General features: G+C 68.1%; 13 protein-coding genes. 8 read left to right on the forward strand and 5 right to left on the reverse strand.

The genetic code is table 11. From position 1 onward, the window contains the following. Positions 1 to 56: 56 nt before the first annotated feature. Together QH276_RS17695 and QH276_RS17700 are read left to right on the forward strand one after the other, a co-directional pair. Entirely contained in the window at positions 57 to 1,037 is a 981-nt protein-coding gene (locus tag QH276_RS17695; RefSeq protein WP_280401666.1) for an Abi-alpha family protein, read from the forward strand. Positions 1,038 to 1,380: 343 nt separating this feature from the next. Continuing rightward, positions 1,381 to 2,010 carry a nuclear transport factor 2 family protein gene (locus QH276_RS17700; protein WP_432278725.1) on the forward strand — a complete coding sequence of 210 codons (630 nt, stop codon included), beginning with the start codon at positions 1,381 to 1,383 and terminating at the stop codon, positions 2,008 to 2,010. Positions 2,011 to 2,016: 6 nt separating this feature from the next. Here the strand turns inward: QH276_RS17700 and QH276_RS17705 are convergent, their stop codons facing one another. Further along, the gene (locus QH276_RS17705; protein ID WP_280401665.1) at positions 2,017 to 3,660 is read right to left on the reverse strand and encodes a peptide chain release factor 3; all 1,644 of its coding nucleotides are present in this window, start codon (positions 3,658 to 3,660) and stop codon (positions 2,017 to 2,019) included. Between the two features lie 297 nt (positions 3,661 to 3,957). On the opposite strand from QH276_RS17705, the gene QH276_RS17710 reads away from it, so the two are divergent. From QH276_RS17710 to QH276_RS17725, 4 genes are read left to right on the forward strand one after another with little or no spacing between them, the layout of a single operon-like run. Beyond that, entirely contained in the window at positions 3,958 to 4,560 is a 603-nt protein-coding gene (locus QH276_RS17710; protein WP_280401664.1) for a 50S ribosomal protein L25/general stress protein Ctc, read from the forward strand. Positions 4,561 to 4,581: 21 nt separating this feature from the next. Next, complete coding sequence (gene pth, locus QH276_RS17715; protein WP_280401663.1) at positions 4,582 to 5,157, forward strand: aminoacyl-tRNA hydrolase; 576 nt, start codon at positions 4,582 to 4,584, stop codon at positions 5,155 to 5,157. 55 nt (positions 5,158 to 5,212) lie between these two features. Continuing rightward, positions 5,213 to 5,437 (forward strand): hypothetical protein, encoded by a 225-nt coding sequence (locus QH276_RS17720; RefSeq protein ID WP_280401662.1) that lies wholly within the window; start codon positions 5,213 to 5,215, stop codon positions 5,435 to 5,437. Further along, positions 5,434 to 5,754 carry a type II toxin-antitoxin system PemK/MazF family toxin gene (locus QH276_RS17725; RefSeq protein ID WP_280401661.1) on the forward strand — a complete coding sequence of 107 codons (321 nt, stop codon included), beginning with the start codon at positions 5,434 to 5,436 and terminating at the stop codon, positions 5,752 to 5,754. The genes QH276_RS17720 and QH276_RS17725 overlap by 4 nt, the downstream gene beginning before the upstream one ends. A gap of 9 nt (positions 5,755 to 5,763) precedes the next feature. Here QH276_RS17725 and egtD read toward each other — a convergent pair whose 3' ends face one another. From egtD to egtA, 4 genes are all read right to left on the reverse strand, one after another. After that, the gene (gene egtD / locus QH276_RS17730; protein WP_280401660.1) at positions 5,764 to 6,735 is read right to left on the reverse strand and encodes an L-histidine N(alpha)-methyltransferase; all 972 of its coding nucleotides are present in this window, start codon (positions 6,733 to 6,735) and stop codon (positions 5,764 to 5,766) included. Further along, complete coding sequence (gene egtC, locus QH276_RS17735; RefSeq protein ID WP_280401659.1) at positions 6,732 to 7,568, reverse strand: ergothioneine biosynthesis protein EgtC; 837 nt, start codon at positions 7,566 to 7,568, stop codon at positions 6,732 to 6,734. Before egtC ends, egtD begins: the two co-directional genes overlap by 4 nt. Continuing rightward, on the reverse strand, positions 7,568 to 8,899 hold the full coding sequence (gene egtB, locus QH276_RS17740; protein ID WP_432278724.1) for an ergothioneine biosynthesis protein EgtB: 1,332 nt from the start codon (positions 8,897 to 8,899) through the stop codon (positions 7,568 to 7,570). The genes egtC and egtB overlap by 1 nt, the downstream gene beginning before the upstream one ends. 397 nt (positions 8,900 to 9,296) lie before the next feature. Then, complete coding sequence (gene egtA / locus QH276_RS17745; RefSeq protein WP_280401657.1) at positions 9,297 to 10,601, reverse strand: ergothioneine biosynthesis glutamate--cysteine ligase EgtA; 1,305 nt, start codon at positions 10,599 to 10,601, stop codon at positions 9,297 to 9,299. Between the two features lie 203 nt (positions 10,602 to 10,804). Here egtA and QH276_RS17750 point away from each other — a divergent pair, with 203 nt between their 5' ends. Then, on the forward strand, positions 10,805 to 11,977 hold the full coding sequence (locus QH276_RS17750) for an aminotransferase class V-fold PLP-dependent enzyme (protein ID WP_280406815.1): 1,173 nt from the start codon (positions 10,805 to 10,807) through the stop codon (positions 11,975 to 11,977). A gap of 113 nt (positions 11,978 to 12,090) precedes the next feature. Beyond that, complete coding sequence (locus tag QH276_RS17755) at positions 12,091 to 12,495, forward strand: hypothetical protein (RefSeq protein ID WP_280406816.1); 405 nt, start codon at positions 12,091 to 12,093, stop codon at positions 12,493 to 12,495. Positions 12,496 to 12,562 lie beyond the last annotated feature (67 nt).

Here is a 12,562-nt window from a genome sequence, read left to right on the forward strand (position 1 = left end):
CGATGGGCAATAATCGATGAGCGGGATTCGTTCATCTGGCGATATCGGAGTAGAACGTGGCAAACGACAGGACCGGACAGGAGTACCCCCGGACCGGTTCCCGGCCCGTGCAGTGGAGCCCCCCGTCGAGCGCCGGCCGGAACGGCGCGCCGAATACCCCGCCCGGCCCCGCGAGCGTTGTGCGCCGGCCGCCGTCGAGTGTCGAACGCAGTGCCGATGCCGAGCAGCGCCAGATCAGCAACGAGGCCAGGCTCATCCGCGGGGTGTTCCGGGCGGCCGGGCTGGCGGCGGGCAGTGTGGTACGCGGCGGGCAGTGGGCGGTGAACACCTCCTACGAGGTCACCCGGGAGATCACCCAGGCCGCCCTGGACGGGGAGTCCTCGGCCGAGATCGCCGAGCGGACCGGGAACGCGTTGCGGTCCATCGCGCGCAGCGCGCTGGGAGTCACCGAGGGGTCGGTGCGTGAGATCGTCAGCTACGTCCCCACCGGCCAGACCTCCGGGCAGCAGACGGTGGCGGTGGGCTCGTATATGCGCTCGGCCACCGTCGCGGAACTGCGTAAACGCGGGGACGCACTGCTGGCCCGCTCGGCCGATGTCTACTTCACCGAGGAAGTGCACCCCGCCTACGACCGCATCCTCGACGAACTCGCCCCCGACGAGGCCCGCATCCTGCGCTATATGGCCCTCAACGGGCCGCAGCCGATGGTCGATGTGCGCACCAACCGGCCGCTGGGGATCGGCTCCGAGCTGATCGCGGGTGGTCTGACCTCGGTGCCGGAGCAGGCCGGTGTCCGCTATATCGACCGCGCCCGCTCCTATCTGATCAACCTGAGCCGGCTGGGATTGACCCATAGTTCCGACGATCCTGTAGTGCTGAGCCGCTATATGGTGCTCGAGGTCCAGCCGATCGTGGAGGACGCTTTGAAAAAGGCGGGCCGCGCACCGAAAATCGTGCGCAAAAGCCTGCGCCTGACCGAGTTCGGCGAGGATTTCTGCCGCACCTGCTTCACCATCGGCAACGGCGAACGACCCTGATATCGGCCCTGGTCACCGGCCCTGCCGGTGGTCGGCGAACGGGCGGAATCCCGGGCTGACCCGGCCGGATCCGTACGCCGTAATAGCGCCGACGCAGGATAGCAATCCGATGCAGATCTGAATATCCTCCCAATTTGTCCATTTCAGGTGGGATGGTGGAGTTATGGACCAGGGCGAGGAGCGTAACGATCCCGGGCCCGTCCCGGGTGGATTTCCGCGGCGGCCGGGTCAGAGCAGTGAGACCATGGCCTTCTCGGGTGCCGCGCTCGCCGCGGCACTGGGTGCCGGGCTGGACGTACCGCTTCCGCCGCGGCTCGAACCCGAAATGGATGTACCACTGACCATGGGACCGGCACAACCGAACCCGCCGCGTGCGGCGGCTCCGCTGACGTCCGAGGACGTCCTGGAGATCCATCGCCTCAAATTCCGCTACGTGCGGGCCCTGGACACCAAGCTCTGGGAAGACTTCGCGGCGACGATGATCCCGGAGGCCACGGCCACCTACAGCGAATACCTGCAATTCGAATCCCGGGAAGCGTTCCTGACCTTTATGCGGAACACGCTGGGCCCGCATGTGATCACCGAACATCGCGTCGATCATCCCGAGGTCGATGTGCACGGCGACCGGGCCAGCGGTATCTGGTACCTCTCCGATACCGTGCTGATCCCGGAGAACAATATGCTGCTGCGCGGTGCCGCCTTCTACAGCGACGAGTACGTGCGTTGCGACGACGGCCGCTGGCGGATCGCGCATACCGGCTACGAACGCACCTACGAGGTGGTGCTCTCGCTCAGTGATCTGCCCAGCCTGCGGTTGACCGCGAACCGGTGGGGACTGATCCAGCAGGCGAGCGGGGTCGAATCCGTCGAGCGGGATCCGCGCGAGACCGCGACCCACGACGAGACGCCCGAAGAATTTCTCGGTGGCCCGGACCAGGAGTATCCGCCGCCCGAGGAACGCGCCGCGGGCTGAGCGGCCTCAGTCGGCGGCGGCCACCAGCGGTTCCAGGGTGAGTTCCGGCATCTCCTTCTGGATATACTGCAACCGCCACTTATCGCTGAACAGCGCCAGGATCGCACCGTCGCTGCGGGTGAAGACCTCCACCCCACGCTGGCGGTCCAGTTCGGGCGCCGAGGCGGCGTCGGTACGGCGGGCGAGAGTGTAGGCGAGGTGGTCGAGGTGGGTCTCCACCCCGAACTCGCCCTGCATCCGGGCTGTCACCACCTCGAACTGCATGGGACCCACCGCGGCCAGTACCGGGGAAGCGTCACCGCGGGCATCGTTGCGCAGCACCTGCACCACGCCCTCCGAATCGAGCTGATCGATCGCCTTGCGGAACTGCTTGTACTTGCCGGCGCTCTGCGCGCGCAGCGCGGCGAAATGTTCGGGCGCGAACGAGGGGATGGGCGGGAATTCGACCTTCTTGTCGACGAACAGGGTGTGCCCCGGGGCGAGGGCGGTCGCGTTGACCAGGCCGACCACATCTCCCGGATAGGCGGTATCGACGGTCGCGCGTTCCCGGCCGAAGACGGTCAGCGCGTATTTGGTCGCGAACGGCCGCCCCGTCTGCGCATGGGTCACCACCATGCCGCGTTCGAACTCACCCGAGACGATGCGCATGAACGCGAGCCGGTCGCGGTGGGCGGTATCCATCCCCGCCTGCACCTTGAACACCACCGCGCTGAACGGGTCCTGCGGTTCCCGCGCGTGACCGCCGATATCGGCCCGCGAACTCGGGGCCGGCGCCAGCGCCACCAGGGTCTCCAGCAGCTGCCGGACGCCGAAGTTCAGCATGGCCGAGGCGTAGATCACCGGGGAGGTCTGCCCGGCCAGGAAAAGCTCCTGGTCGTGGTCCTGGCCGGTGGCCGAAAGCAGTTCGCTCTCCTCCGCCGCGGTGGTCCACGCCGCGCCCTCCCGCGCCTCCGCGGCGTCGGGTGTCAGCGACTCCTCCGGGGCGATGGTGGCACCGCCGGCTGTGCGGGTGAAATGGATGTACTCGGCGGCCGCGCCGTCGGGCCCCCGACGCAGCAGGCCGCGGAAATCGCCCGCGATGCCGACCGGCAGGAACAGCGGCGTGGGGGTGAGACCGATCCGCTCGTCGATTTCGTCGAGCAGTTCCAGCGGGGCACGGCCCGGCCGGTCCCATTTGTTGATCACGGTGATCACCGGAATCCCGCGATGGCGGCACACCTGGAACAGTTTCAGCGTCTGCGGTTCGAGACCCTTCGCCGCGTCGATCAGCATCACCGCGGCATCCACCGCGGTCAGCACCCGGTAGGTGTCCTCGGAGAAATCGGAGTGGCCCGGGGTGTCGACGAGATTGATCACATGATCGATCTCGGACCCGGCGGCCCGGTAGTTGAACTGCAGCGCGGTGGAGCTCACCGAGATACCGCGCGCCTTCTCCATCTCCATCCAGTCCGAGACGGTGGATTTACGGCCCGCCTTGCCGTGGATGGCGCCGGCCTCGGAGATCTTGCGAGCGTGCAGCGCCAATGCTTCGGTGAGCGTCGATTTACCCGCGTCGGGGTGCGAGATCACGGCGAAGGTGCGGCGCCGCGACACCTCGGCGGCCAACCCGCGCGTGGCGGGCGCGGCGGAGCCCTCGGTGGAGGCGGTCAACGGAGAAAACCTTTCGGCGAGCGATCAGGGGTGAACCTGTCCAGGCTACGTGACGGTTCTGACCAGCTGTCGACGTGTCGGCGACCACCCGATTCCGGAGTTTTGCGGGCGCTGGGTTACAGTATTCGGGTTGTCTCGGCGAGGGTTCGCAAGTTCTTGCGGCACCGTGATCGACGCGGCGCGGCTTCCGGCCGCCTGGTGTTCGGTCTTCGCCTGACGAGCAGACCAACCGACCAGGGGCGCGATTTCCCTGGCACCCGCCCACCAGTCGCGTAGAGCCGTAGGAGTTATCCAGTCATGTCCGACGTCAACCTTCTCGAAGCGAAGATCCGCACCGAGTTCGGCAAGGGTGCCGCGCGCCGCACCCGCCGCGCGGGCAACGTTCCGGCGGTCCTGTACGGGCATCAGTCCGATCCGCAGCATCTGTCGCTGGATGCGCTGTCGTTCGCCGCCATCCTGCGCCAGCACGGCACCAACGCGATCCTGAACCTCGATATCGAGGGCAAGAAGCAGCTCGCGCTGACCAAGTCGGTCGTGGTGCACCCCATCCACCGCTACATCGAGCACGCCGATCTGCTGATCGTGCAGCGTGGTGAAGAGGTCACCGCCGATGTGCCGATCACTCTGGTCGGCGAGGCCGGCCCCGGCACCCTGGTCACCCAGGAGGCCACCACCGTCGCCATCTCGGCCGAGGCGTTGAACATCCCCGAATCCCTCGAGGTCTCCATCGCGGGTGCCGAGGCCGGTACCCAGATCACCGCCGGTTCCGTGGAACTGCCGAAGGGTGTCAGCCTGACCGGCGACCCGGAGCTGCTGCTGGTCAACATCGTCGAGGCCCGCGCCACCGCCGAGCCGGAGCCCGCCGAGGGTGAAGCCGCCGAGGGCGAGACCGAAGAATAAGACCACCGGTCACCTGCCGCGATGTCCGATACCGCGCCGGCGTTGGTCGTCGGCCTGGGTAATCCGGGTCCCGAGTACGAACGTACCCGGCACAATGTGGGTTTTCTGGTCGCCGATTCGCTCGCGCAGCGGGTCGGCGGCCGGTTCACCGTGCACAAGAAATCGGGAACCGATCTGCTGCAGGCCCGGCTGGACGGCCGCCAGGTGCTGATCGCGAAACCGCGGTCGTTCATGAATCTGTCCGGCCGGCCGGTATCGGCGCTGGCCCGGTTCTTCTCGGTGCCGCCCACCGAGGTCATCGTCGTTCACGACGAACTCGACCTGCCGTTCGGCACGATCCGCCTGAAACGCGGTGGCGGTGAGGGCGGGCACAACGGGTTGCGTTCGATCTCCGGTGCCTTGACCACCAAGGACTACCTGCGCACCCGGATCGGCATCGGCCGGCCACCCGGCCGCCAGGACCCGGCCGATTTCGTACTCAAACCGTTCGCGGCCGCCGAGCGCAAAGAAGTGCCGGTCGTAGTCGAACAGGCCGCCGACGCGGTCGAACTGCTACTGCGGGTCGGCCTGGAAACCGCTCAGAACCAGCTGCACTGATCTCCCGAATTCGGATGGACACCGAGTGTAACACGTTTTGTGTTACACTGGGTTCATGGGAACGCTGAACGTACGTACTGACGAGGCCATGGAAACCGCGCTGGCCGAACTGACGGCGGGCACGAACCGGACCCGGTCCGAAGCGGTCCGTTACGCGTTGCTGCGCACGTACAAGGAACTCGTTCTGCAGCAAGCCACCGCTGATGCGGAACGCCTCACCGAAGACCCGGACGATCAGGCCGAAATGCTGGCGATTCAGCGCTTCATGGGCGTGGCGTGATCTTCCGGGGGGCGATTTACGAAATCAAAGGAATGCCCGGCGCCCGGGGGCACGAGCAACAGGGCCGTCGGTACGCGGTGATCATTCAATCGGACCGATTCCCGTCCAGTACTGTCATTGTTGCACTGACCTCGACCAGCGCCGGGCCCGCGATCTACCGGCCCGAAATCGAACTCGCCGGCAGCAGAACCCGAATACTCGCCGATCAGATCTATACCGTCGCGCCGGAGCGCCTCGGAGATTTCAAAGGAAGCCTCGACGGTAAGGAACTCGCCGAATTGGACCGAGCCCTTATGCTGAAGCTCGGTCTGTTCTGACCGGGCCGGTCAGATCCGGGCGGCGAGGACCAGGGCGAAGCGGTCGTCGGGGTCGGTCCAGGTGTGTTCGGTGACGAAACCGGCGGCGCGGAGTTCGGTGTCCAGACCGGTGGGGCGGAATTTCGCGGAGATCTCGGTACGGAGTTGTTCCCCGCGGGCGAAGTGCGCGGTGAAACTCAGGCCGGCGACGGTGACATCCATCTCCGCGGTGGCCTCCAGGCGCATTTCGATCCATTCGTTCTCGGTGTCCCAGTGCGCGATATGACGGAATGCCGCCGGATCGAAATCCGCGTCGAGCCGGGAATTGAGGACCCGCAGGACATTCCGGTTGAATTCGGCGGTGACACCGGCGGCGTCGTCGTACGCGGGGATCAGGATCGCCGGATCCACGACCAGGCCTGCGCCGAGTAGCAGTTGTTCCCCGGGTTCGAGGACATCGCGGATACCGCCGAGGAATTCGGCGCGTTCGGCGGGCACCATATTGCCGAGGGTGCCGCCGAGGAAGGCGATCATCCGGCGCCCGCCGCGCGGCAGAGTCGCCAGGGTATCGGTGAAATCACTGACCACACCGTGCACCGCCAGGCCGGGGAACTCCACCGCGACCTCGGCCGCGGAGGCGCGCAGCGCAGACTCCGAGACATCCTGTGGCACATAAGTTTTCAACGGCCCCTCGGAAGTAAGGGCAGTCAGCAGCAGTCGCGTCTTGGTGGCCGATCCCGACCCCAGTTCCACCAGCACCTCCGCCTGCGCGGTGCGCGCGATCGCCCCCGCGACCTTCTCCAGTAGTGCCCGCTCGGTGCGCGTGGGGTAGTACTCGGGCAGTTCGGTGATCTGCTCGAACAGTTCACTACCGCGGGCGTCGTAGAACCATTTGGGTGGCAGCCATTTCGGTTTGTCGGTGAGGCCGCGGCGGGCATCCGCGCGCAGCGCCGCGGTGAGGTCGGCGTCGGTGAGGTGGACTTCCACGGTGGGTTCGTTCATGACCCCAGGCTTTCGGTCGCGGTGGACCCGGCGAGTTCCAGTGGCTCGACACTCAACCGGCCGGGTTCGGCATGTACGAGCATGCGATCCGGTAGCGGCTGCCACCTCGGATCGTCGTCGTACGGTTCGGAGGACAGGATCGCGAATTCGTCGGTGACCAGTGCGGACAACGAGTGGTAGCAGATGCTCGCCCACAGCGCGCCACCGTCGCTGATCAACAGGTTCAACCGGGCTTCGGGGGCGTGGTGCAGCACAGTCGTGACGAGCAGACGCAATGCGGTCACCGGGTTTTCGGCCAGCCCCGCCGGGGTGTCCGGATCCAGCAGGCGGCGCAGCAGTACCCACAGGGCAGCGGAATCGGTGAGGGCTTCGGCTTCGAGCAGATGGCTGGTTTCGTAGCGGCGGGTCATCCCGGCGCGGGTCGCGGCGACATCGAGATCCGACAGTACGGCGGTGAGTACCGACCGCCACTGCGGAACGACCCCGTTGTGGCTGAACGCCCAGTGTTTCCAGCGGAACGGCGCGCACGCCGACCGCTGCACCGGCATCCCGACGGTGGCCGAGCGGACACTGCCGAGCACCGCCTGCGCGGTGAGTTGGGGCAGCACCTCCTCCACCGCCGGATCGGTCCAGATCGGGTCGGGGTTGCGGTAGCCGGTCACCGTGGCCGGATCCGGACCCCACCAGGCGACCCCGAAACCGTCGGCGTTGATGGTGCCGCCGCCGCGCATATCCCGGGGCGCCCACGATTGGGTGCGTAGCGAATGCGGCCCGCGCAGCAGCAGTTCACCCACCGAGGCAGGCGGGCCCACGTAACCCAGATGCCGGCACATCACGCCTCCCGCGGATCGAGGGTGCGGGCCAGCCGGAAACCGGCGAAGATCTGCCGGCGGATCGGATGGTCCCAATTGCGGAAGGTGCCCCGGCAGGCGACCGGGTCGGTGCCGAACGAACCTCCTCGCAGAACCCGGTAATCGCCGCCGAAGAAGACCTCCGAGTACTCGCGGTACGGGAAGGCGCGGAATCCGGGATAGGGATGGAAACCCGAGGAGGTCCATTCCCAGACATCGCCGATGAGCTGATGCACTCCCGCCGGTGACGCACCTTCCGGATAGGCACCGATATCGGCCGGTTCCAGATGTCGCTGCCCGAGATTGGCGGTGGCGGGACCGGGTTCGGTATCGCCCCATGGGTAGGTGCGGGTGCGGCCTGTGGCGGGATCGTGGCGGGCGGCCTTCTCCCATTCGGCCTCGGTGGGCAGGCGTTTACCCGCCCAGTTGGCGTAGGCCTGCGCTTCGAACCAGCACACATGCACCACCGGTTGCTGCGGCCGCAACGGCCGGCGGACCCCGAACACGCGCCGCGACCACTGCCCGGCGGTGTCCTGTTCCCAGAACTGCGGCGCGCTGAGATTCGCCTCCTGCCGATGCGCCCAGCCCCGTTCGGACCACAGTTCGCGCCGGTCGTAACCACCGTCGGCGACGAATTCGAGATACTGCGCGTTGGTGACCGGGGCGGCGTCGATCGCGAAGGCGGGCAGGTGCACCGGGTGCGCCGGGCGTTCGTTGTCCAAGGCCCACGGGTCGGTGGAGGTGCCCATCGTGAATTCACCGGCCGGGATCACCACCTCGCCACGCACCACGGTGGTGGCGGCCGGTGGCGCGGGCGCGGACAGCACGGGGTTCCCGACACGCAACTGATGGGTGGCCAGCATGGTCTCGTCGTGCTGCTGTTCGTGCTGGGCGATCATCCCGAACGCGAAACCGCCGTCGATCAGCTCACCACCCCTCAGGGGGCTGCGGTCGAGCACATCCCAGACCTTCTCTCGCACGGTGCCGACGTACCCGCGGGCGTCGGCCGGATTCAGCAGCGGTAGTTGCGGACGATTCGACCGGGCGTGTTTGAACGCGTCGTAGAGCTCATCGATATCGGCGCGGACCGGGTCCCGCCCGCCGACATCCCGCACCAGCCACAACTCCTCCTGATTGCCGATATGGGCGAGATCCCACACCAGCGGGCTCATCAGCCGGGAATGCTGGGCGACGAGTTCGGCCTCGTCCACACAGTCGGTGAGCGCGGCGGTGCGCTGCCGGGCCCGCCGCAGCGTCGCCGCGATACGTTCGCGCAGCCGCTCGGTGTCGGATCGGTCGGTGTAGTGCTGCAAGGTCACGAAATCACTCCGCTCGAAGGCAGGGATGTGGTGGTCGGCTCAGGGTGATCGAGAGATCCCGCACCGGTACGACGGACAAGTCCGCCGCCGCCGGCCGGGGACAGGCCGGTCACCGGAGGGTGAATGCGGACGAGAGGGCAGGACGCGCACGGTGCGCGGAACAGTCGTATGGCCCCACGTCGGCGCGGGCGGGGGCTGGGCAGTGGAGGTTGCGGGAACGGGCCGCCGCCGCTCCGGTGTACGCGCGGACCGTTCCTGCTGAGCCCTGCGCCGAAGCTCAGGGGGATCGAATCCCTGTCCTTCAGGCCGCCGGCGCGGTCGGACAGGAGTGCCGGTGCCGGCAGGGCCGGCCGGGTGAGCGGGCGAAGGCAGCGAACCGGATGGGACCTGGTCATGGTGTGCCCCCCGGCTGTTCACCGGCCGCGCAGCGGCGCAGCGCCTCGTGCAGTCCCGCACGGGTTGTCGAGCTGTGGGCTATGGCGGCCTCCAGAAGTGCGACCGCGGCGGCTCTCAGCTGTGGCTCGGCGAGACCGTGGCGGGCGGCATCGAGCCAGCGCCCCGCGGTGTCCGCGGCGGCGGCGGTGGCATCGGCGACAGCGGCCGGGGTGGACAGCAAGGCGTGGAGCACCGCGAGCGGCACCTTCCAGCCCTCGCCCGGTTGGGCGTCGAGATAGCGCACCTCGAAGTAGCCGGCAGGGCGGACCGGGGGGAACAGCGTGGTCAGGTGGTATCGCAGATCGTCGATACCGGGCCGGCGGCCGATCTCGGTGTCCAAGCCGCCCGCGAGCCAGTCGGCGAAGGTCGCCCCGGCCGGCGCCTGCCAGGCCACCGCCGGTCGGGCGGGACCGGATTCGGGGCGTCGTACACACAGCAGTGGTGCGTCCAGCGCCCAGCGGGCGTAACCGGTGACCGGGTCGGGCCAGTCGGCGATCGGGGGACAGGCGCGTGCCGGGTCCAGATGCAACCAGGTGCGCATACGCTGCGAGGCCCACTCGCCGGACGGGGCGCCGCGCAGAGCGGGGGAGCAGGCGAAGGCGGCCACCAGGGCGGGACCGATCGCGTGCAAAGCCGTCCAGCGGGCGGTGAGTTCGGCAGGGTCGGCACCGATATCCAGGCTGACCTGCACGGCGGCCGTATTGCTCATCATGAGCCGGCCGAACGGGCCGATCCGGCCGAAGTAGTCCTCCATGGCCTGATAGCGCGGTAGGCGTAACTGGCAGCGGGGCGCGCGGGCCGGATCGGCGGCGGCGGAGATCATCGCGATGGACTGGGTGCCGAGAAGTTCGCGCAGGCGCCGGTAGTCGGCGCTCAGGCGGGCGTACAGGTCGGCGGGGTCGGTGACGGCGATGCTGGAGAGTTCGATCTGGCCGCCGGGTTCTACGGTGACCCGGCTGCCGCCGGACAACGGTGCGGCGGGCGAATCGGGGGCGATGGAATGGGGCGCGTGCGGGCCGAGAGCCCGGGCGAGGAGGGCGGCGGTGGGGCGGCGGCCGGCGAACGCGCCGGATGCGGGCTCGTGGTCCACGGTATCGGGGCGGCAGACAGTGAACCATTCGAGTTCGGCGCCGATGAGTGCCGGTGGGCCGAGTTTGAAGCAGACGCCGCCGAGATACGCTTCGGCCGCCGCGCGGCTGCTGAGGGCCGGGTGTGGGGGTGAGTCGCTGGTCGATTCCGGGTGTTCGAGGGTGACCGCCATACCAACCTCCATGCGGCTTCTCGGTGGTTCTTCTCTCGCGTGTTCGTCGCGGGTACTGGTTCGTGCCCGTGTTCAGTGCTCGATGCCGGTCCGGGTGTTACAGCGGCCACCGGTGCGGTGAGCGCGTGGAATCCAGAGTAGCGACGGGGACGGACACGTTTTCGCCGCGAAGCTGTCACGGATCCGGCACTAAGGTCGGAGGCATGGTGGATGAGCAGCGTGTACGCGCCGATACGCCCGGAGTCGGATCCGGCGCCGTTTTCCTGGACAGTGCGGGATCTTCGCTCCCGCCGCGAGTGGTCACCGATACCGTGATCGGACATCTGCGCCGCGAGGCCGAAATCGGCGGCTACCGGGCCGCGAACGAGCGGCTCGACGATCTGGCCGGGGTGAAGGCCGCGATCGCGGAACTGCTCAACACGACCCCCGACACCATCGCCCTCAGCGACAGCGCCACCCGCTCCTGGTCCGATTTCTTCTACGCCGTTCCGCTACGACCGGGCGACCGGATCCTCATCTCGGGCTCCGACTACGCCAGCAATGCCATCGCCGCACTGCAGCGCGCCCGCGCCACCGGCGCCCGGGTAGAACAGATCCCCGCCGATCCCCAGGGCCGGATCGATATCGCGGCCCTCGACGCGATGATGGACGAGCGGGTGCGGCTGGTCTCGCTGCAGCATGTCCCCACCAACGGCGGCCTGGTGAATCCGGTGGCCGCGGCCGCCCGGATCGGCCGGGCCGGTGGTGCGCTGGTGCTGCTGGACGCCTGCCAATCCGCCGGGCAACTGCCCCTCGACGTCGCCGAACTCGGGGTGGACGCCCTGTCGGCCACCGGCCGGAAATGGTTGCGCGGCCCCCGCGGCACCGGATTCCTCTATCTGCGCCCGGAACTGGCGGCCACGCTGGAACCCGGCCGGCTCGACCTGCACAGCGCCACCTGGACCGGCCCGGAGGAATACCGGATGGCCCCGGATGCCACCCGGTTCGAATTCTGGGAACACGATGTGGCGGCCCGCCTCGGACTCGGCGCGGCCGTGCGCTATCTTCTCGATCTCGGACCCGATCAGGTCTATGCCGCGATCGCCGAGCGCGCCGACTATCTGCGGGGCGCGCTCGGCGAACTGCCGGCGGTCACGGTGCGCGATCTCGGGGTGGAGCACAGCGGCATCGTGTCGTTTACCGTCGGGGGTGTGGCCTCGGCGGAGGTCCGGGACCGGCTGCTGGACAAGGACATCACGGTAACGGTCAGCCAGGCGAGTTCGACGCTGCTCGATATGTCGGCCCGCGGGCTGGATTCGGTGGTCCGGGCCTCTCCGCACTGCTTCGTCGATCGCGACGAACTGGACTCGTTCATCGCCGCCGTCGCGGCGTTGTAGCGGATATCGGCCGAGGAAACCCCTCGGCCGATACCCAGGGTGGTCAGGCGCCGTTGTGTGCACGCAGCCGGCTGCGGCAGTCCGTTGACGAGTGGGCGAGTGGTGTTTACCGAATGGTTTTCAACTACCTGCTGAAGGTGGGTGAAACCACCGAAGCCGACCTGGCCGCAGTCGCCGAACAGATCGACCCCCGGGCCAAGGAGGCTTTCGTGACAACAGCAGAAGCCATCGAAGCCCGTGGCGAGGCCCGCGGCCGTACCGAGATGCTGATCGACCTGATGACGGTCAAGTTCGGGCCGCTGCCCGAGGCGGTACTGCGCCGTGTCCGGTCGGCCGAGGTCGACCGGCTCATCGGTGCCGTCGTCCGAGCGTTGTCGCGGCTCGGTCGAAGAGAAGGTGCAGGCATGCGGAGAACCCGGAGATTTTCGGGAGCACGGCGGTGTCCACGATCACCGGTGTCAGAGCACGCAGAGCGGGAAGCTGCCTGCCGGGTAGGTGTGCCGCCCCCCCCCATATAAACCCCGCGGGGGGGGGGCGGGGCCAGGGTGTTGGGAGGGTCGGGTGATTGTACGGGGGCCGGGTTGG

The sequence above is a fragment of the Nocardia carnea genome (assembly GCF_029869215.1).
Taxonomy (GTDB): Bacteria; Actinomycetota; Actinomycetes; order Mycobacteriales; family Mycobacteriaceae; genus Nocardia; species Nocardia carnea_B.